General features: G+C 75.6%; 4 protein-coding genes and 1 pseudogene. All 5 read right to left on the bottom strand.

Annotated elements, in window-relative coordinates:
• Window positions 1-12: 12 nt before the first annotated feature.
• The 5 genes and pseudogenes from BLW76_RS20495 to BLW76_RS20475 all read right to left on the bottom strand — a co-directional run bounded on the left by BLW76_RS20495 (window position 13) and on the right by BLW76_RS20475 (window position 22,311).
• A complete protein-coding gene (locus BLW76_RS20495) occupies window positions 13-1,116 on the bottom strand; it encodes an acyl-CoA dehydrogenase family protein (RefSeq protein WP_091309792.1) in 1,104 nt (367 codons plus the stop codon).
• Complete coding sequence (locus BLW76_RS20490) at window positions 1,109-1,387, bottom strand: acyl carrier protein (protein ID WP_091309789.1); 279 nt, start codon at window positions 1,385-1,387, stop codon at window positions 1,109-1,111. Before BLW76_RS20490 ends, BLW76_RS20495 begins: the two co-directional genes overlap by 8 nt.
• A complete protein-coding gene (locus BLW76_RS20485; protein WP_091309787.1) occupies window positions 1,384-2,247 on the bottom strand; it encodes a 3-hydroxyacyl-CoA dehydrogenase family protein in 864 nt (287 codons plus the stop codon). Before BLW76_RS20485 ends, BLW76_RS20490 begins: the two co-directional genes overlap by 4 nt.
• Window positions 2,247-13,136 (bottom strand): annotated as a pseudogene (locus BLW76_RS49220) (type I polyketide synthase); the annotation flags it as partial. The gene BLW76_RS20485 and the pseudogene BLW76_RS49220, both read right to left, overlap by 1 nt.
• Window positions 13,137-13,197: 61 nt before the next feature.
• The gene (locus BLW76_RS20475) at window positions 13,198-22,311 is read right to left on the bottom strand and encodes a type I polyketide synthase (protein WP_091309781.1); all 9,114 of its coding nucleotides are present in this window, start codon (window positions 22,309-22,311) and stop codon (window positions 13,198-13,200) included.
• Window positions 22,312-22,340 lie beyond the last annotated feature (29 nt).

Below are 22,340 nucleotides of genomic sequence, written 5' to 3'. Positions count from 1 at the left end.
TTTCCTCCAGGTTCAGGCGTTGTCGAGCACGTGCCGCGCCAGCACCAGGCGCGAGATTTCGTTGCTGCCTTCGATGACTTCCATCAGCTTCGCGTCGCGGTAGGCGCGCGCGACCACGTGACCGTCTCCGGCGCCCCAGGACGCGAGGACCTGCACGGCGGTGGCGGCCGCGCGGGCGGCGTGCGTCGCGCCGACCTGCTTGGCCAGCACCGCCGCGACCGCCTGCTCCGGCGAACCGGCGTCCTGCACCGCACTGGCGTGCCGGCAGACCTGCGTGACGATCTGCTCGGCGGTGTAGAGGTCGGCCAGGTGCCCGGCGACGAGCTGGTGCTCCCCCAGCGGTTTGCCGGACTGCTCGCGCTCGCGGGCGTGCGCGGCCGCCGCGCGCAGGCAGGCCCGCACGATGCCCGCGCAGCCCCAGGCGATCGACATCCGGCCGTACGACAGCGCCGTGGTGAACAGCAGCGACAGCGGCTGCCGCCCGCCCCCGAGCACGGCTTCGGCGGGCACGAGGACGTCGTCGAGCACGACGCGGGCGTGCCCGGCCGCGCGGCAGCCCATCGGCGCGGGCACCGGCTCGACCCGCACCCCGGGCGCGTCCGCGGGCACCATGACCGCGGCCGCGTCGTCGCCGTGGCGGCCCAGGATCAGCAGCAGGTCGGCGTAGCGGGACCCGGTGACCCAGCGCTTTTCGCCGGTGACGACGACGCTGCCGCCGTCCGGGCGGATCCGGGTCGTCATGGCGGCCAGGTCGCTGCCCGCGCCGGGTTCGCTGAACCCGACCGCGGCGAGCCGCCCGCCGGTGAGCTCGGCGAGGTAGTGCTGCCGCTGCGCGCGGTCGCCGAACCGGCGCACGGCGGTGGCGGCGATCCCCTGCGACGTCATGACGCTGCGCAGGGAGCTGCACAGCGCGCCGGTGTGCGCGGTCAGCTCGCCGTTGCGCAGGCTGCTCGCCCCGAGGCCGCCGAACTTCACCGGCACCTCGGCGCACAGGATGCCCATCGCGCCGAGCTTGCGCAGCAGGTCCACCGGCAGTTCGCCGGCCACGTCCCAGTCGCCGGCGCGGTCGCCGACGAGCTCGTCGAGGAACGTCAGCTCGGCCAAGAGCTCACCCATCCGCGCCCGTGCCTTCCCGCAGCCGCAGCACGAGCGCCGTCATCGCCTCGACGCTGCGGAAGTGGTCCAGGGTCAGCTCCGGGCCGACGATCTCGATGTCGTAGGTGTCCTCGAGGTGTACCACCAGCTGCATGGCGAACATCGAGGAGACCAGCCCCGCCTTGAACAGGTCCTCGTCCGGGCGCACCGGCGTCTTGATCCGCTCGGCGAGGAAGGCCAGCAGCTCGGCCTCGACGGTCTTCGCGTCGGTGATCGGGTTCGCGGTGGTCATTCGGCCGCCTTCCGGTAGTCGTAGAAGCCGCGGCCGGTCTTCCGGCCGTGGTGTCCCGCCCGGACCTTGTCGAGCATCAGGTCGCAGGGCGCGCATTCGGGGTCGCCGGTGCGCTCGTGCAGCACGACGAGCGAGTCGACGAGGTTGTCGATGCCGATCAGGTCGGCGGTGCGCAGCGGGCCGGTCGAGTGCCCGAGGCAGCCCTCGAGGAGGCCGTCGACGACCTCGACCGGCGCGACGCCCTCCTGCACCAGCATCGCCGCGCGGTTGATCAGCGGGTGCAGCAGCCGGTTGATGACGAAGCCGGGGGCGTCGTCGACCACCAGGGACTTCCGGCCGAGCGCGGTGAGCACCGCGGTGACCTTCGCCAGGGTCTCGTCGCTGGTGGCGGTGCCGCGGATGACCTCGACCATCTCGATCAGGTAGGCCGGGTTCATGAAGTGCACGCCGACCAGCTCGGCCGGCCGCGGCACCCAGGCGGCCATTTCGCCGATCGGGATGCAGGAGGTGTTCGAGATCAGCAGGGTGCCCGGGCGCACCAGGCCGGAGATCTCGCCGAGCACCTTCGCCTTGGTCTCGGCGACCTCGGTGACCGCCTCGATCACCGTGGTGGCGCCGGCCGCGTCCGGCAACGCGGTGGTGGTGACCAGCTCGCCACGCGGACGGCCGGCGGGCAGCACGCCCATCAGCTGCGCGTGCTTGAGCTTCTGCCGCACGGTCAGGCGTGCGGCGGCGAGGACGTCGTCGTTGACGTCCACCAGGACCACGGGGACGCCGTGGCCGGTGGCCAGCGCCGCGATGTTCGTCCCCATCACCCCGGCGCCGAGCACCGCGAGGGAGTGTTCGGTCGTGTCCGTCATCAGATACCGCCTTGCTGCTCGGCGAGCCACCATTCGACGGCCCGCGCGGTCGATTCGGCGTGCTCCCGCATCATCGTGAAGTGGTCCCCCGGCACGGTCAGGGTCGTGACCACCCGCGAGAACTCCCACGGGGAGCCCGTTCCATCCACTGTGGAGCCCGGCACCGGGTCGGCCGCGCGGACCAGGAGGGCCGGCACGTCGAGCCGGGGCAGGCCCCGCCAGTCGAACGCGTAGTAGTGCGCCAGTGCGGTGAGCCAGGCGTCCCCGCCCGGGACGTCGGCGCCGCCTTCGAGCACCGCGCCGGGCAGCGCGGCGAGGACGTCGTCGGGGACACCGGCGGACTCCGGGGTGAAGGTGTCGATCAGCACCACCGCCGCCGGGACGGTCCCCAGATCCGCCAGCCGGGCCGCCAGCGCGTGCGCGACCAGACCGCCCGAAGAGTACCCGGCGAGCGCGAAAGGCGCACCGTTCAACGACTTCCGCACGGTGTCGGCGTACGCGGCGAGCAGCGCGTCCGGCGTCGCGGCCAGCGGCTCGCCCGGCGCGAAGCCGGGCACCGGCAGCGCGGAGACCGGACGCAGGCCGCGGAACCCGCCGCCGAACCGCGCGAACTCGCGGGCGTCGGCCGTCCCGGCGAACGAGGGGACGCAGACCAGCGCGGGCGACGCCGGCCCGCGGGTCACCGGCACGAGCGGCGGGGTCCGCTCCGGCGCCCCGGTGAACTGCTCCCGGAACCCGGCCAGCCCCTGCACGAGCCGCATGACCTCGGCGGCACGGCCGTCCGCGGCGGCCCGTCGGTACAGCGTGACAAGGGAATCCGGCTCAGTGTCCGATTCGGACACTGCGGACGGCGTGTCGGCCAGCCGGTCCGCCAGGTACGCCGCCAGCGCCGACGGCGTCGGGTGGTCGAACGCGAGCGGCCCGGTGAGCCGCAGCCCGGTGACCAGCGCCAGCCGGTTGCGGAACTCCACCGCGGTCAGCGAATCCATGCCCTGCTCCAGGAACGCCGTACCGGGGTCGACGGCCTCGGGCGCGCCGTGGCCGAGCACCGCGGCCGCCTGTTCACGGACGAGGTCGGTCAGCACCGCGGTCCGGCCGTCCGGGCCGGCCGCGGCCAGCCGTTCGCGCAGGGCCGGGCCCGCGGCCGTGTCCGTCGCCACGCGGGGTGCCGGGGCGAGGCCGTGCAGCACCGCCGGCAGGCGCCCGCCGGCCCGGCTGATCGCCCGCAGGGTCGGCACGTCCAGCGGCACCGGTGCGAGCAGCGGCTCGTCCCGGCCCAGCGCCAGGTCGAGCAGGGCCAGGCCCTGGTCGGTGCCGAGGGCGCCGATCCCGGTGCGGGCCAGCCGGGCGCGGTCGGTGCTTTCGGTCATGCCGCTGGTTTCCGCCCACAGCCCCCAGGTCAGCGACACCGCGGGCAGCCCGGCCGCCCGCCGGTCGGCCGCGAGCGCGTCGAGGAAGCCGTTGGCCGCGGCGTAGTTGCCCTGCCCGGGCGCGCCGAGGGTGGCGGCCGCGGAGGAGAACAGGACGAACAGGTCGAGGTCCCGGTCCCGGGTGAGCCGGTCGAGGTGCCAGGCGGCGTCCGCCTTCGGCCGCATCACGCGCTCGACGCGGTCCGGGGTGAGCGACCCGATGACGCCGTCGTCGAGCACGCCCGCCGCGTGGACCACCCCGGTGAGGGCGGGCACCCGGTCGAGCAGGGTCGCGAGCCCGGCGGGCTCGGCGGCGTCGCAGGTGGTGACGTCGACGTCGACCCCGCGGCCGGCGAGCCCGGCGGCGAGGCCGGGGACGCCCGCGGCGCCGGGCCCGGACCGGCTGGTGAGCAGGACGCGCTTCGCCCGGCCGGCGTCGGCGAGGTGCCGGGCGACGACGCCGCCGAGCGTCCCGGTGCCGCCGGTGATCAGCACGGTGCCCGGTTCCCCCGGTGTCGCGGGGAAGGTGAGCACGACCGGACCGTCGAGCACGGCGCGGCGGACGTCCCGGACCGGCCCGGTACCCAGCGCGCCGACAAAATCGCCGGTCAGCGAGGCCAGGTCGGCGGCTCGGGCGACGACCTGCGACGCCGCGGGCCCGGCGCCCTGGACCCGGTCGCCGGTGGCGAAGGCCGTGACATCCGGGGCCGTTTCGACGACGATCCCGGCGAAGCGGTGGCCCAGCGGGCCGGTGCGGGTCGGGGCGTCACCGTCGAGCGCGGCGGCCCGGACGGCAACACGCACCTCGCCGGGCGCCAGGGGCCGGGCGGCCTCCGGGAAGGGAACGAGGGCAAGGTCGCTTGAGTGGTCTGCCGCGGCTAAGCGGTACGGCAGGCCGCCGTCCGGAATGGACAGTCCGCTCGTCGGGCGCACCAGCCGCCGCGTCAACGCCCGGTCGCCGCGGACGGCCAGTTCCGGCTCGCGCGAGGCCAGGGCCTTCGCCAGCGCCGTCACCTGGGCGGGGCCGGCCGAGAGCGGCAGGTCGGCCAGGACCAGGCGGTCCGGGTTCTCCGACTGCGCCGAGCGGACCAGGCCCCAGACGGCCGCGCCGGTCAGGTCGGCCACCGGTTCGCCGGGGACCGCCGCGACCGCCGACCGCGTCACCAGCACCAGGCGGGCCGCTTCGCAGTCCTCCGCGGCCAGCCAGTCCTGGACCAGGCCGAGCGCCGCCGCCGTCACGCGGCGGGCGGCGGCCGGGACCGGCGAGTCGTCGGCGGGCACCGCGGCCACCACGAACGACGGAGCCAGCGCGGCCGCCTCGGCGAGGGTCGCGACCCGGCGGACCGGAACACCGGCCGCGGTGAAGGCGGGGACCAGGTCGTCGCCGAGGACCACCCACGGGCCCGGCGGGAGGGCCCCCGCCCGCACCGGTGTCCAGTCGATGCCGAAGAGGGCGTCGCCGGCGTCGTCGGCCGGCGCGACGGCCTCCGCCCGTCGCATGACCACCGCGTCGATCGTGAACACCGGGGCGCCGGTGGCGTCCGCCGCGGTCATCGCCAGGCCGCCGTCGGGGTCGCGGCGCAGCCGCACCCGCACCGTCCGCGCGTGGGCGGCGTGCAGGGCCAGTCCGGTCCAGCCGAACGACAGCCACGTCTCCCCCGCGTCCCACCCGCCGGTGGCGAACACCCCGGCCTGCTGGACCGCGTCGAGCAGCGCCGGGTGCACGCCGTACAGGGCGGCGTCGGCGGCGGTGTCCTCGGGCAGTTCGGCCTCGGCGAAGACGTCGGTTCCGCGCTGCCACACGGCTTTCAGGCCCTGGAACGCCGGGCCGAGTGCGTAGCCGCCGTCGGCCGTGGCCGCGTAGAAGCCGCCGATGTCCAGGGGTTCGGCGTCCGCCGGGGGCCACTGCGCGAAGTCGCCGTCGGGTGCGGGCAGGTCGCCGGCCGGGGCGAGGATGCCGGACGCGTGCCGGGTCCAGGGCAGGTCGTCGCCGGTCCGGGAGTACACCGTCAGCGCGCGCCGCCCGTCGGCGTCCGGGGTGGCGACGACGGCCTGCAGGGCCACCGCGCCCTCGCCGGGCACGGTCAGCGGCGCTTCCAGGGTGAGGTCCTCGACGAGCCCGCAGCCCGCGCGTTCGGCGGCCGCGAAGGCGAGTTCGGCGAAGGCCGCGCCGGGGAGGATGACGGTGCCCCGGATGGCGTGGTCGGCCAGCCACGGGTGGGTCCGCAGCGACAGCCGCCCGGTGCAGACGAGCTCGCCGCCGTCGGCTCGTTCGATCGCGGCGCCGAGCAGGGGGTGCCCGACCGGGCTGAGGCCGAGGTCTTCGGCGCCGCCCGCGGCCGCGCCGCTCGGGCGTGGCCAGTACCGCTTGTGCTGGAAGGCGTACGTCGGCAGTTCGACGCGGCGGCCGCCGCCGGAGACCGCGGGCCAGTCGACCGGCAGGCCGTGCGCGTGGGCCTGGGCCAGCGACGCGAGCATCCGGGCCGCCCCGCCGTCGTCGCGGCGCAGCGTCCCGACGGCGACCGGCAGGCCGCCGAGCACCTCCTCGACGGCGGTCGTCAGCACCGGGTGCGCCGAGACCTCGACGAAGGCCCGGTGGCCGGACGCCGCCAGCGCCGTCACGGCGTCGGCGAACCGCACGGTCTCGCGGACGTTGGCGTACCAGTACCCGGCGTCGAGCGCGGTGCCGTCGAGCCAGGTGCCGCGCACGGTGGAGAAGAACGGGACGTCACCCGCGGTGGGCGTCAGGTCGGCCAGTGCCGTGGCCAGCACGCTTTCGACCGGCTCGCACAGCGCCGAGTGCGCGACGAAGTCGGTCTGCGGGATCCGCCAGCGCAGCACCTTCCGCGCCCGCAGCTCGCGCTCGAACTCCGTGAGCGCGCCGGGTTCGCCGGAGACGACGGTCGCCGCCGGGCTGTTGACGGCCGCGACGGACAGCCGGCCCGCCCACGGTGCCAGCAGCGGCCGGACCTCCTCGGCGGGCAGGACGACCGAGAGCATCCCGCCTTCGACGTCCAGTTCGCTCAGCGCCCGCGACCGCAGCGCGACGACCTGGGCGGCATCTTCCAGCGAGAGGATGCCCGCGACGCAGGCCGCGGCGATCTCGCCCTGGCTGTGGCCGACGACGGCGTCCGGGGTGATCCCGGCGGCCCGCCACACCTCGGCGAGCGACACCATGATCGCCCACAGCACCGGCTGCAACACGTCCGCGGTGGCCAGGTCACCGGCCAGCGCCTCGACCGGGTCCCAGTCCACAAAGGACCGCAGTGCCGTCGCGCACTCGGCGAACTTGGCCGCGAACACCGGCGACTCTTCGAGCAGCTGCCTGCCCATCCCGGGCCACTGGCTGCCCTGGCCGGGGAAGACGAACACGACCTTGCCGGGGCCGCCGGCGGGGGCCGCACCGACGATCGCCCCGGCGTCCGGCTGCCCGGTGGCGACGGCGGCCAGCCGGGCGGCGAGGTCTTCGCGGTCCGCGCCGACGACGACGGCCCGGTGCGCGAACGTCGTCCGCGTGGTCGCCAGCGACCACGCGACGTCGGCCGGGTCGAGGTCCGGGCGGGCGAGGGCGAACTCCCGCAGCCGCCCGGCCTGTCCGGCCAGCCCTTCGGGGGTGCGCCCGGAAACCGGCCACGCGTGCGCGGCCCCGGTCAGCACCGGCGTACGGGCATCCACAGTGGACACCGCAGCCGGGGGCTCTTCGATGACCACGTGGGCGTTGGTGCCGCTGATGCCGAAGCCGGAGACGGCGGCCCGGCGCGGCCGCTCGCCCGCGGGCCACGGCACCGGGGACGTCAGCAGCTCGACCCGGCCGGCGGCCCAGTCGATGTGCGGAGACACCTCATCGGCGTGCAGGGTCCGCGGCAGCACACCGTGGTGCATCGCCAGCACCAGCTTCATCAGCCCGGCGGCACCGGCCGCGGCCTGGGTGTGGCCGAGGTTGGACTTCACCGAGCCGAGCCACACCGGCCGGTCGCGGTCCTGGCCGTAGGTGGCGATCAGCGCGCCCGCTTCGATCGGGTCGCCGAGCACCGTGCCGGTGCCGTGCGCCTCCACCACGTCGACGTCCGATGTGGACAGTCCCGCGTTCGCCAGCGCGGCCCGGATGACACGTTGCTGCGAGGGACCGTTCGGCGCGGTGAGGCCGTTCGACGCGCCGTCCTGGTTGACCGCGCTGCCGCGGACCAGCGCCAGCACCGGGTGGCCGAGCCGTCGCGCGTCGGAGAGCCGTTCGACGGCCAGCATCGCCGCGCCCTCGCCCATGCCCATGCCGTCCGCGTCGGCGGAGAACGGTTTGCAGCGCCCGTTTTCGGCCAGGGCGAGGGCCGCGCCGAAGCCGAACGCGCCCGGCGTCGGCATCACCGTGACCCCGCCGGCCAGCGCGAGCGTGCACTCCCCCGCGCGCAGCGCCTGGATCGCCAGGTGCAGCGCGACCAGCGAGGACGAGCACGCGGTGTCGACGGTGACGGCCGGGCCCTCCAGGCCGAGGGTGTAGGACACGCGGCCGGACAGCACGCTGCCGCCGTCGCTGGCCGGGGTGTAGCCCTGCATGGAGCTCTGGGCGAGCACGTTGCCGTAGACCTGCAGCCAGCCGCCCGCGAACACGCCGGTCCGCGAGCCCTTGAGCGAGGTCGGGTCGATCCCGGCGCGCTCCAGTGCCTCCCACGACACTTCCAGCAGCAGCCGCTGCTGGGGGTCCATGGCGAGGGCTTCCCGCGGCGAGATGCCGAAGAAGCCGGGGTCGAACTCGGCGGCGTCGGCGACGAAGCCGCCTTCCTGCCCGTAGAGGCCGCGGATGTCCCAGCCGCGGTCGCGCGGGAACGGCGAGATCGCGTCGATGCCCGCGTCGAGGACGTCCCACAGCTGCTCGGGCGCGGACACGCCGCCCGGGAAGCGGCAGCCCATGCCGACGATGGCGATCGGGTCGTCGGTGGCGGCCGCGGCCACGACGGGTTCCGCCACCGCCGGAGCGGCGCCGAACAGTTCGCCCGCGAGGTGCCCGGCCAGTGCGGCGGCGGACGGGTAGTCGAAGACCACGGTGGACGGCAGCCGCACACCGGCGGCCTCGGTGAGGCGGTTGCGCAGCTCCACCGCCGTCACGGAGTCGAAGCCGAGGTCGCGGAAGGCCCGGTCGGCCTCGATCGCGTCGCCGCCGAGGTGCCCGAGCACCGCGGCGGCTTCGGCGCGGACGACGTCGGTGAGCGCGGCGAGCCGCTCGGCCGGGGGCAGCGGGGCGAGCCGCTGAGCCAGTTCGCCGACCGGCACCGCTTCGGCCTCCGGTACGGCCAGCGCGCTGACCGCGTCGGGCAGGGTCGAGAGCAGCGGGCTCGGACGGCGCAGGGTGAACGTCGGGGCGAACGTGGCCCAGTCGACGTCGGCGACGGCGAGGAGCCAGTCGCCGTTGTCGAGGGCCTGGGCCAGCGCGCGGATGCCCTTCTCGGGGTCCATCACGCGCAGGCCGTAGCGGCGCAGCTGGTCGCCGGCGTCCCCGGCGCCCATGCCGCCGCCGCCCCACAGGCCCCAGGCCAGCGAGGTCGCGGCCAGCCCGCGGGCGCGGCGGGCGTCGGCGAGCGCGTCGAGGGCGGCGTTGGCCGCCGCGTACCCGGCGAGCAGGCCGCTGCCCCAGGTCGCGGCGCCGGAGGAGAACAGCACGAACGCGTCGAGGTCCGTGGTGAGCTCGTCCAGCCAGCGGGCGCCGAGGACCTTCGCGGCGGAGACGTCGGCGAGTTCCTCGACGGTCGTGTCGGTGACGAACGCGGCCCGCGCGACACCGGCGGCGTGCATGACGCACGAGAGCGCCGGGCCGGTGGCGGCGATCCGGTCGAGCAGCCCGGCGACCTGGGCACGTTCGGCCGTGTCGCAGGTGAGGACGTCGACGGCGGTGCCACCCCCGGCCAGGTCGGCGGCCAGGGCCGCGACACCGGCCGCGGCGGGCCCGGACCGGCTGGTGAGCACGACCCGCGGGGCACCGCGTTCGGCGAGCCACGCGGCGGTCCGGCTGCCGATCAGGCCGGTGCCGCCGGTGATCAGGGCCGTGCCGCGCGGGCGGTAGGTGCGGCCGGGCCGCGGGGGCTTGGCCCGGACCAGGCGGCGGGCCAGGACGCCGGTCGGCCGCAACGCCACCTGGTCCTCGCCGCACCCGGCGAGCACGGCGGCCAGCCGGGCGGCGGTGCGGTCGTCCCACGTGGGCGGCAGGTCGACGAGCCCGCCCCAGCGTTCCGGCAGCTCCAGGGCCGCGACCTGGGCCAGGCCCCAGACCTGGGCTTGGGCGAGCGAGGGCGCCTCGCCGGGCGTGGCCGCGACGGCGCCGCGGGTCAGCGCCCACAGCGGTGCCTCGATCCCGGCGTCGGCGAGGGCCTGGACGAGCGCGAGGGTCGCCGCGACGCCGGCGGGGACGGCCAGGTGCGCGGGCAGCGGGTTTTCGTCGAGGGCCAGCAGGGACACCACCCCGGCCAGCGACGTCATGAACGACTCTTTCCTGGCGGCGGACGTCATGAAAGAGTCGTTCATGACGCTCGGCGAGGCCGCGGTGACGACCTCCGCGCCACGGGCGGTCAGGGCGTCGGCCACCGGGGCGGTCTCCGCCGGGTCGCCGACCACCAGCCAGGTGCCGGACAGCACGCCGGCGCCGGGTTCGGGCACGGGTGCCCAGGTGATCCGGTAGCGCCAGCCGGTGACTTCGGCGTCCTCGCGGCTGCGGCGGCGCCAGGCGGAGAGCGCGGGCAGGACGGCCGCGGCCTCGGTGCCGGGGACGTCGAGGACGTCGGCGAGCCTGCCGTCGTCCACCGCGGCCCAGAACTCCGCGTCCTCGCCGGTCCGCTGCGCCGGGGCCGGTTCGGCGGGCCGTGGCCAGAAGCGGCGGTGCCGGAAGGCGTAGGTCGGCAGCGGCACGGTTCGTCCACTGAGGACGGTGGTCCAGTCGACCGTGACACCGCGGGTCCAGGCCTCGGCGAAGGACGTCAGCAGCCGCTCGGCGCCGCCGTCGGCTCGCCGGAGCGTGCCGGTGACGACCGCGCCGCCGACGGTGTCCGCGACCGCCCCGGTCAGCACGGCGTGCGGCGACGTCTCGAGGAAGACGCCGTGGCCGCTCTCGCCCAGGATGCGGACGGCGCGTTCGAACTCGACGGTCTCGCGCAGGCTCGCGTACCAGTAGGCCGGGTCCAGCTCGGGGCCGGCAAGCCACTCGCCGGTCATGGCCGACACCATCGGGATCTCCGCCGTGCGCGGGGAGATCCCGTCGAGCACGCGCAGGATCTCCGCGCGCAGCTCGTCGACCTGGGCCGAGTGGGACGCGTAGTCCACCGGGATCATCCGGGTCCGGACATCGGCGGCTTCGGCCAGCTCCCGCAACGCCTCCGGCTCGCCGGAGACCACAGTGGACTGTGGGCCGTTCACCGCGGCCACCGACAACCGCTCGCCCCACGGCGCGATGCGGGCACGCACGGCCTCCGCCGGTTCGGCGATCGACAGCATCCCGCCGTGCCCGGCCAACGCCGTCAGCACCTTGCTGCGCAGGGCGACGACCCTGGCACCGTCCTCAAGGGACAGTGCGCCCGAGACCACCGCGGCCGCGATCTCGCCCTGCGAGTGACCCACCACCGCGTCGGGCACGACACCGGCCGCCCGCCACACCTCGGCCAGCGACACCATCACCGCCCACAACGCGGGCTGGACCACATCGGCAGCCTCGGACCCACCGTCGAGGTCCAGCTCCAGGTAGGGCGACAAGGCCTCCGCACACTCGGCCAGCCGCGCCGCGAACACCGGCGACACCTCGGCCAGCTCGCGGCCCATCCCGGCCCACTGACTGCCCTGGCCGGGGAAGACGAACACCGTGCGCCCGGCCCCGGCGGCGGGCACCGCGCCGGTCACGACCCCGGCCGCGGGCTGCCCGGTCGCGATGGCGGCCAGCGCGGCCGCCCGGTCTTCGCCGGTCACGACCACGGCACGCCGGTCGAACGCCGTCCGGGTGGTGGCCAGCGACCAGGCGACGTCCGCCGGGGTCCCGGGCCCGTCGAGGACGTGTTCGCGCAGCCGGCCCGCCTGGGCCGCCAGCCCGTCGGCGCCGTGGCCGGACACGACCCACGGCGTCGCGGGCCCGGTGAGGACGGTGGGCTGCCCGGGAGCGGCGGCGTCCGCGGTGGGCGCTTCTTCGACGATCACGTGCGCGTTGGTGCCGCTGATCCCGAAGGCCGACACGGCACCGCGGCGCGGCCGCTCGCCGGCGGGCCACGGCACGGCTTCCTGCAGCAGGCGGACGTTCCCGGCCGCCCAGTCGACGTGCGGCGACGGCTCGCCGGCGTGCAGGGTCGCGGGCAGCACGCCGTGCCGCAGCGCCTGCACCACCTTGATGACCCCGGCGATGCCGGCGGCCTGCTGCGCGTGCCCGATGTTGGACTTCACCGAGCCGAGCCACAACGGCCGGTCCTCGGCGCGGCCCTGGCCGTAGGTGGCCAGCAGGGCCTGCGCTTCGATCGGGTCGCCGAGTTCGGTGCCGGTTCCGTGCGCCTCGACGACGTCGACGTCCGAAGCGGCCAGTTTCGCGCTGGTGAGCGCGGCCCGGATCACCCGCTGCTGCGAGGGCCCGTTCGGCGCGGTGAGGCCGTTGGACGCGCCGTCGGAGTTGACCGCCCCGCCGGTGAGCACGGCGAAGACTTCGTGGCCGTGGCGGCGCGCGTCCGAAAGCCGTTCCAGCAGCACGAGACCGGCGCCCTCGGCGATGCCCATGCCGTCGGCGCCGGCGCCGAACGCCTTGCAGCGGCCGTCGGCGGCGAGCACCCGCTGCTTGGAGAAGCCGACGAACTCGGCCGGGTCGGCGATCACGGTCACGCCGCCGGCGAGGGCGAGCGAGCACTCTTCGGCCCGCAGGGCCTGGCAGGCCAGGTGCAGGGCGACCAGCGACGACGAACACGCCGTGTCGACGGTGACCGCCGGGCCCTCCAGCCCGAGGGTGTAGGAGACGCGGCCGGAGATCACGCTCGTCACGTTGCCGGTGATCAGGTGGCCTTCGGAGCCTTCCAGCGCGGCGCCCGCGCCGAGGTAGCCCGACGGCGCCGCGCCCGCGAACACGCCGGTCGCCGAGCCGCGCAGCGACGCCGGGTCGAGGCCCGCGTTCTCGACGGCTTCCCAGGCGACTTCGAGCAGCAGCCGCTGCTGGGGGTCCATGGCCAGCGCCTCACGCGGGCTGATGCCGAAGAACCCGGCGTCGAAGTCGGCGGCACCGTGGAGGAACCCGCCCTGGGCGACGTACGTGGTGCCGTCGCCGTCGGAATCCGGGTCGTAGAGCGCGTCGACGTCCCAGCCGCGGTCGGCCGGGAACGGCGAGACCGCGTCGCCGCCCGAAGCCAGCAGCTGCCACAGGCCTTCGGGGTCGCGGACGCCGCCGGGGAACCGGCAGCCCATCCCGACGACGGCGATCGGCTCGCGCTCGGTCGCCTCGCGCAGCCGCGCCCGCGCCTGGCGCAGCTTCGCGGTGACCTGCTTGAGGTACTCGAGGAGCTTCTCCTCGTTCTCCATGGTGTCACTTCCTTCGAGCGGCCGGTCAGCCGAGGTCGGGGTCGTCGAGTTCGTCTTCGAGCAGCGCGAACATCTCGTCCGCGGTGGCCGCCTGCAGGGATTCGTCGGCCTGGTCGGCTTCCGGACGGCTCCGGAAGCGGCGGGCCAGTGCGTCCAGCCGGGCGGCGATCTCGGCGCGGGCCGCGTCGTCGGCCGGGGTGAGCGACGCGGCCAGCCGGTCGAGCTCGTCGAGGGTGGCGGCGTGGCCGGTGCCCGCCCCGCCGAGGAGCGTCCACACGTGCTCGCCGAGCACGGCGGCGTTCGGGTAGTCGAAGACCACGGTGGCGGGCAGCTTGACGCCGGTCGCGGCGCCGAGCCGGGTGCGCAGCTCGACCGCGGTCAGCGAGTCGAACCCCAGCTCCCGGAACGCCCGGGTGGCGGGCACCTCGCCGGTCCCGTCGTGGCCGAGGACGGCCGCGGCGTGCGTACGGACCAGCTCGGTGACGATCCGCAGCCCTTCGGCGGGCGAGGCCGCGGCGAGCCGGGCGGCCAGCTCGCCGTCGTCCTGAGTGTCCTCTTCGGACTCCCGGGCCTCGGGGATGAGGTCCAGCAACGGCCGTTCCCGCGCGGCGCTGAACACCGGCGCGAACCGCGCCCAGTCGACGTCGGCCAGCGCGATGAACGTCTCGTCGTCGTCGAGCACCTGGCCGAGGGCGGTGAGCGCGCGGTCCGGGTCGAGGAAGTTCATCCCCTGCCGCACGAGCCGCGCGGGCGTGACGCTGCCGGGCCGCTGCTGGTCGAGCACGGCGTCGACGGCCCCCCAGTCGCGGGTGTCCCAGACACCCCAGGCGATCGACGTCCCCGGCAGCCCGCGGGCCCGGCGGTGTTCGGCCAGCGCGTCGAGGTAGGCGTTGCCGGCGGCGTAGGCGCCGTGGTCGTTGCTGCCCCAGGTGGCCGAGATGGAGGAGAAGAGCACGAAGGCATCCAGGTCGAGCTCGGCGGTCAGCTCGTCGAGCCACCGCGCCCCGGCCGCCTTCGCCCCCAGGGAGGCCGCCAACCCGGCGACGTCGGTGGAGTCGAGCCGCGACAGGTAGGCGGTGTTGGCCGAGTGCAGCACGGACGTGAGGGCAGGCCCGGTCGCGGCGATGGTGCCGAGCAGCCCGGACACCTCATCCCGGTCGGCGAGGTCGCAGCAGGCGATGTCCACGCGCGAGCCGGAGCCCGCGATGTCGGCGGCGAGGTCGGCGACGCCGGGGGCGGACGGCCCGGACCGGCTGGTCAGCACCACCCGTTCGGCACCGCGGCCGGCCAGCCAGGTGCCGACCCGGCCACCGATCGAGCCGGTGCCGCCGGTCAGCAGCACGGTGCCGCCGGGCCGCCACGTCCCGGCCGTCCGCCGCGGCACGGACCGCACCAGGCGGCGGGCGAGGATCCCGGTCCGGCGGAGGGCGACCTGGTCCTCGGTGCCCGTGAGCGCCGTGCACAGCCGCGCCGCCGTCTTCTCGTCCCACTCCGGTGGCAGGTCGATCAGGCCGCCCCAGCGGTCGGCATGCTCGAGCCCGGCCGCGCGGCCGAGGCCCCACACCGGGGCCTGGCGCGGGCTGGTGAGCGCCTCGTCCGGGCCGGTGGCCACGGCGCCGCGGGTGAGTACCCACAGTGGGGCGCCGATGCCCGCGTCGCCGAGGGACTGGACCAGGGCGAGCGTTGCGGCCAAGCCGGCCGGGACCGTCGGGAATCCGGGCACCGGCGCTTCGTCCAGGGCCAGCAGGGAGACCACGCCGTCGGGGTGGTGGCCCGCGAGCTCGGCGGTGAGGGCCGCCCGGTCGGTGGCGGTGGCCGGCAGGACGGTCACCTGCGCGCCGTGCTCGGTCAGGGCTCGCTCGACCGGCTCGGCGTCACCTGCTGTGGCCGCCACGACCAGCCAGGTGCCGGTGACGACCGCGCTCCCCGGCTCGGTGACCGGTGACCAGGCGATCCGGTAGCGCCAGTCCGCCACGGCCGAGTCCTCGCGCTCGCGGCGGCGCCAGGACGCCAGCGCCGGGAGGACGTCCCGGAGGCTGCCCGGCTCGACGTCCAGGGTGCCGGCCAGCTCCCGGACGTCACCCCGGTCGACCGCGGCCCAGAAGCCGCTGTCGCGCGCGGTGGCTTCCTGGAGCGGGGCCGGCTCGGGCCAGAACCGCTTGCGCCGGAAGGCGTACGTCGGCAAGGGCACGGGCCGGCCGGGCCGCAGCACCGAAGTCCAGTCGACCGGCACGCCGTGGACGAAGGCCTCGCCGAGGGAGGTGAGCAGCCGCTGGGCGCCACCGTCGTCGCGGCGGAGGGTGCCGGTGACGACCGGGTCGTCGAGGGTGTCGGCGATCGCGCCGGTGAGCACCGCGTGCGGGGACGTTTCGACGAAGACGTCGTGCCCCGACTCGCCGAGGACGCGGATCGCCCGCTCGAACTCGACGGGTTCGCGGAGGCTGGCCGCCCAGTACGCCGGGTCGAGTTCCGAGCCGGTGAGCCACTCGCCCGTCATCGCCGAGACCATGGGAATCTCCGCCTCACGCGGCTCGATCCCGGCCAGGACTTCTTCGATCTCCTCCCGCAGGGCGTCGACCTGGGCCGAGTGGGAGGCGTAGTCCACCGGGATCATCCGGGTGCGCACATCGGCGCTCTCTGCCAGTTCCCGCAAGGCTTCCGGCTCTCCGGAGACCACAGTGGACTGAGGACCGTTGACCGCGGCCACCGACAACCGCTCGCCCCAGGGAGCGATGCGTGCACGCACAGCCGCCGCGGGTTCGGCGACCGACATCATCCCGCCGCGGCCGGCCAACGCGGTCAGGACCTTGCTGCGGAGTGCGACTACTCTGGCACCGTCCTCAAGGGACAGTGCGCCGGAGACCACTGCTGCCGCGATCTCACCCTGGGAGTGCCCGACCACCGCGTCCGGCCGTACTCCGGCCGCTCGCCAGACCTCGGCCAGCGACACCATCACGGCCCACAAGGCGGGCTGGACCACGTCGGCCGATTCGAGTTCCTCCAAATCGAGGTGTACGTACGGAGAGAGGGCGGCCGCGCACTCGGCCAGCCGGGCCGCGAAGACCGGGGAGACTTCCGCCAGCTCCCGGCCCATGCCGATCCACTGACTCCCCTGACCCGGGAACACGAACACGACACGCCCGGCCGAAGCCGCGACACCCGTCACGACACCCGGAGCAGGCTGCCCGGTCGCCACCGCGGCCAACCCCGCAGGGCGGTCGCCGCCGGTCACCACGGCCCGGTGTGGGAACACCGAGCGGGTCGTGGCCAGGGACCACGCGACGTCCTCCGGGGCCCACGAACCGCCCAGCACGTGCTCGCGCAGGCGGCCCGCCTGCGCGGCGAGGCCCTCGGCGCCGACGCCCGAGACCACCCACGCCGAGGCATCGGTGTCGAGCACCGGCAGGCCGGTCCGCGCGGGTGGTACGTCCACCGCCGGTGCCTCTTCGACGATGACATGGGCGTTGGTGCCGCTGATCCCGAACGCCGACACCCCCGCGCGCCGCGGCCGGTCGCCGGCGGGCCATTCCACCGCCTCGGTGAGCAGCCGGACGTTCCCGGCGGTCCAGTCGACCTGCGGGGTCGGCGCGGAAACGTGCAACGTCCGCGGCAGCGCACCGTGCCGCAGCGCCTGGACCATCTTGATGATCCCGGCAACCCCGGCGGCGGTCTGGGCGTGCCCGATGTTCGACTTCACCGAACCGAGCCACAGCGGTTCGTCGCGATCCTGGCCGTAGGTCGCCAGGAGTGCTTGGGCCTCGATCGGGTCACCCAAAGACGTCCCCGTGCCGTGCGCTTCCACCGCGTCGACGTCCTGAGTGGACAGTCCCGCGTCGGCCAGCGCGGCCCGGATCACCCGCTGCTGCGACGGCCCGTTCGGGGCGGCCAGGCCGTTGGACGCGCCGTCCTGGTTCGTCGCCGTCCCGCGGAGCACGGCCAGGACCCGGTGGCCGTGGCGCCGGGCGTCGGACAGCCGCTCGAGGACGACCACTCCGGCGCCTTCGCCCCAGCCGATGCCGTCGGCGCCGGCGGCGAACGCCTTGCAGCGGCCGTCGGCGGCCATGCCGCCCTGCTGCGAAAACTCCATGAACGCGCCCGGGGTCGACAGCACCGCCACGCCGCCCGCCAGTGCCATCGAGCACTCCCCCGCGCGCAGGGCCTGCGCCGCCAGGTGCACCGCGACCAGCGACGACGAACACGCCGTGTCCACCGTGACCGCCGGGCCCTCCAGGCCGAGGGTGTAGGAAACACGGCCGGAGATGACCGCGGTCAGGCCGCCGGTGAGCAGGTAGCCCTCGGCGCCGGTGTCGGCGCCCGCCAGGCCGTTGCCGTACCCGGCGTAGGTGGCGCCGACGTACACGCCGGTCCGCGATCCCTTGAGGGACAACGGATCGAGCCCGGCGTGTTCGAGCGCCTCCCACGACACCTCGAGCAGCATGCGCTGCTGCGGGTCCATGGCCAGCGCCTCCCGCGGCGAGATGCCGAAGAAACCGGCGTCGAACTCGGCCGCGTCGTAGACGAACCCGCCCTGCCGGGCGTAGGTCGTGTCCGGGTCGCCGAAGGCCTGCTCGACGACGTCCCAGCCGCGGTCGGCGGGGAAGCCGGCGATGGCGTCCGTGCCGGCGGCGAGGAGGTCCCACAGCTGGTCGGGGCCGGTGACGCCGCCGGGGTAGCGGCAGCCCATGCCGACGATCGCCAGTGGCTCGTCACTCGCGGCCGTGACGGTGACCGCGGCCGGCGCCGCCGGGTCGCCGAGCAGGTCCGCGCGCAGCCGGCGGGCCAGTGCGGCCGCGGTGGGGTGGTCGAAGACCAGGGTGGCCGGGAGGCTCAGCCCGGTGGCCGCGGTGAGCCGGTTGCGCAGCTCGACCGCGGTCAGGGAGTCGAAGCCCAGGTCCTTGAACGCCCGGCCGGGGTCGACGGCACCGGCCGAACCGTGGCCCAGGACGGCGGCGGCTTCGGCGCGGACGAGGTCCACCAGGAGCCGGTCCTGTTCCGCGGGCGGCAGTCCGGCCAGCCGCTGCCCGAGCTCGGTGTCGGGCACGGCCGGGACGTCCGCGTCGAGCGCGGCCTCGACCTCGGGCAGGCCGGCGATGAGCGGGCTCGGGCGGCGCAGGGTGAACGTCGGCGCGAACTTCGCCCAGTCGACGTCCGCGACCGTCACCGCGGTCTCGTCCGCGTCGAGGGCCTGGGCCAGGGCGTGGATCCCGCGGTCGGGGTCGATGACGCGCAGGCCGTACCGGCGCAGCTGCTCCCCCGCCGGGCCGGCGACCATGCCGCCGCCGCCCCAGAGTCCCCAGGCGACCGACGTCGCCGCCAGGCCGCGGGCACGGCGGGCCTCGGCGAGGGCGTCGAGGTAGGCGTTGCCCGCCGCATACCCGGCAAGCAGGCCACTGCCCCAGGTGGCCGCTCCGGAGGAGAACATCACGAACGCGTCGAGGTCGTGGGTGAGTTCGTCCAGCCAGCGAGCGCCCCGGACCTTGGCGGCGGTCGCCGAGGCCAGATCCTCCGCGGTCGTGCCGGCGATCGGGCCGCCCTCGCCGACGCCCGCCGCGTGAACCACCGTCGACAACCCGGAGCCGACCCGGTCGAGGAGCCCGGCCACCTGCGGCCGTTCCGCGACATCGCACGCGACGACGTCCACCGCCGCCCCACGAGCAGCCAGGTCCGCCACCAGGGCGGGCACCCCGGCGGCCGCCGGACCGGACCGGCTCGTCAGCACCAGGTTCGTGGCACCACGACCGGTCAGCCAGCGGCCGGTGTGACCGCCGATCGCCCCGGTCCCGCCGGTGATCAGCACAGTCCCCGACGGCTCGAAGCGACGCAGCTCCCGCGGTTCGGGGGCGCGGACCAGACGGCGGGCCAGGATGCCCGCCTGCCGGATCGCGACCTGGTCCTCGTGCCCGGCGAGGACCGCGCACAGCCGCGCCGCGGCACGCTCGTCCCACACAGCCGGAAGGTCGACCAGGCCGCCCCAGCGATCCGGGTGCTCCAGGGCGGCAACCCGCCCGAAGCCCCACACCTGCGCCTGCTCCAGCGACACCGGGCCATCGCCGGGAGCGGCGCCACGGGTCAGCACCCACAGCGGCGCGTCAATCCCCGCCTGAACCAGACGGAGAATCCCAGCCAGGTCGTCGCCGTACGCGACCACACCCGCGAAGTCCCCAGCCGGGAGATCATCCACGGGCGCCGTGACGACGTCCGCGCCGTAACCGCACAGCGCGGCCGCGATCTCGGCGGACACCCCGACCAGCAACCAGGTGCCGGACAGCGTGGCGGCGGCGGGCTCGGGAACGGGGGCCCAGGTGACGCGGTAGCGCCAGCCCGCGACGGCCGACCCGGCCAGTTCGCTGCGCCGCCAGGCGGCCAGTGCGGGCAGGACTTCGCCCAGCGAAGCGTCGTCGACGCCGAGGGCGCTCGCCAGTGCCGGGACGTCTCCGCTTTCGACGGCGGTCCAGAAGCTGCTGTCGCTCGCGGCGCGCTCGGAAACGGTGACCGGTTCGGGCCAGAACCGGTCGTGCCGGAAGGCGTAGGTGGGCAGGTCGACGTTCCGTCCACTGAGGACGGCCGACCAGTCGAGGGCGACGCCGCGGGTCCAGGCTTCGGCGAACGACGTCAGCAGCCGGGCCGGGCCGCCGTCGTCACGGCGGAGGGTGCCGACGGCCACCGGGTCGTCGAGGGTGTCGGCGATCGCGCCGGTGAGCACCGCGTGCGGGGACGTCTCGACGAACACGCCGTAGCCCGATTCGCCGAGCACCCGGATCGCCCGCTCGAACTCCACCGGTTCCCGCAGGCTCGCCGCCCAGTACGCCGGATCCAGCTCGGGCCCGGCCAGCCACTCGCCGGTCATCGCCGACAGCATCGGGATCTCCACCTCACGCGGAGAAATCCCGGCGAGCACCGAGACGATCTCTTCGCGCAGCGCGTCCACCTGCGCCGAGTGGGACGCGTAGTCCACGGGGATCACCCGCGTCCGGACATCCGCAGATTCGGTCAGTTCCCGCACCGCCTCCGGTTCACCGGAGACCACAGTGGACTGCGGCCCGTTCACCGCCGCCACCGAAAGCCGCGATCCCCAGGGCGCAATCCGCTCACGGACCAGTGAAGCGGGCTCGGCGACCGACAGCATCCCGCCGCGGCCGGCCAGCGCGGTCAAGGCGCGCGAGCGCAGGGCGACCACACGAGCACCGTCCTCAAGAGACAGTGCACCGGACACCACGGCGGCCGCGATCTCACCCTGCGAGTGCCCCACCACGGCGTCCGGCACCACACCGGCCGCACGCCACACGTCGGCGAGCGACACCATCACCGCCCACAACGCGGGCTGCACGACGTCCGCAGCGTCGGAAAAACCGTCCAGGTCGAGGGAGACATAAGGCGCGAGCGCGGCCGCGCACTCCGCCAGCCGGGCCGCGAACACCGGGCACGACTCCGCCAGCTCCCGGCCCATCCCGAGCCACTGGCTCCCCTGCCCCGGGAACACGAAGACCGTGCGCCCGGCCGCGGTTGCGCCGCCGAGCACGACGCCGGGGGCGGGACGGCCCGCCGCGAGCGCGGCCAGGCCCGCCGCCGGCTCGGGGCCGAGGACGACGGCACGCTGGTCGAACGCCGAGCGCGTCGTGGCCAGGGACCAGCCCACGTCGGCCGGGTCCAGCTCCGGGTGGACGAGGAGGTGTTCGCGCAGCCGGTCGGCCTGGGCCTGCCGGCCGGCGGTGCCGCGGCCGGACACCGGCCAGGCGACGACCGGGGCCGTCACGACCGGCTCCCGCGGCTCACCGGGCGCGTCTTCGGCAGCGGGCGCGTCCTCGACGATCACGTGCGCGTTCGTCCCGCTCATCCCGAACGCCGACACCCCGGCCCGCCGCGGGCGGTCCCCCGCGGGCCACGCCACCGGCTCCCGCAGCAACGACACCTTGCCCGCGGACCAGTCCACGTGCGGCGTCGGCTCCGAGACGTGCAGGGTTCGCGGCAGCGCACCGTGCTGCAGCGACAGGACCATCTTGATCACGCCGGCCACCCCGGCCGCCTGCTGCGCGTGCCCGACGTTGGACTTCAGCGAGCCCAGCCACAACGGCTCGGCGCGGTCCTGCCCGTACGTGGCCAGCAGCGCCTGGGCCTCGATCGGGTCACCGAGGGTCGTGCCGGTGCCGTGGGCCTCGACGACGTCGACGTCCGCGGCGGCGAGGTGCGCGCTGTCGAGCGCGGCGCGGATGACCCGGCGCTGCGAGGGCCCGTTGGGCGCGGTCAGGCCGTTGGAAGCACCGTCGGAGTTCACCGCCGTTCCGGTGACCACGGCCAAGACCCGGTGCCCGTTGCGGCGGGCGTCCGAGAGCCGCTCGACCACCAGCACCCCGGCACCCTCGGCCCAGCCCGTGCCGTCGGCGTCGGCCGAGAACGACTTGCACCGGCCGTCGGCGGCCAGGCCCTGCTGCCGCGAGAACTCCGCGAACGTCCCCGGGGTCGCCATCACCGTGACGCCGCCGACCAGGGCCAGCCCGCATTCCCGCTGCCGCAGCGCCTGCACCGCCAGGTGCAGGGCGACCAGCGACGACGAGCACGCCGTGTCCACCGTGACCGCCGGGCCTTCCAGCCCGAGCGCGTACGACACCCGGCCGGAGATCACGCTGCCCGCGTTGCCGGTCATCAGGTAGCCCTCGGCGCCGGTGTCACCGCCGGCGAACGCCGACGCGTAGCCGGAGGTCGCCGCCCCGGCGAAGACGCCGGTCTTCGAGCCCTTCAGCCCGGCCGGGTCGATCCCGGCGCGTTCCAGTGCCTCCCACGAGACCTCCAGGAGGAGCCGCTGCTGCGGGTCCATGGCGAGGGCTTCCCGCGGCGAGATGCCGAAGAAGGCCGCGTCGAACCCGGCCGCGTCCTCGACGAACCCGCCTTGCCGGGCGTACCCGCCGTCGCCGGTGTCCCAGCCGCGGTCGGCCGGGAAGCCGGCCACCGCGTCGGTGCCCGCGTCCAGGAGGGCCCACAGGTCTTCCGGGCCGCGGACGCCGCCGGGCAGCCGGCAGCCCATGCCGACCACCGCGATCGGTTCCCGGCCGCGTTCCTGGACGTCCCGCAGCTGCTGCTGGGTCTCGTGGAGGCTGGTCACCGTCCACTTCAGATAGTCGCGCAGAGTCTCTTCGTCCGCCACCGCATCCTCATTCGCCGTCGCTGCACCGG

It is taken from the genome of Amycolatopsis tolypomycina (assembly GCF_900105945.1).
GTDB classification, from domain to species: domain Bacteria; phylum Actinomycetota; class Actinomycetes; order Mycobacteriales; family Pseudonocardiaceae; genus Amycolatopsis; species Amycolatopsis tolypomycina.
Note: the sequence above shows the minus strand (reverse complement) of the source record. Positions and strands in the feature narration are given on the sequence as shown.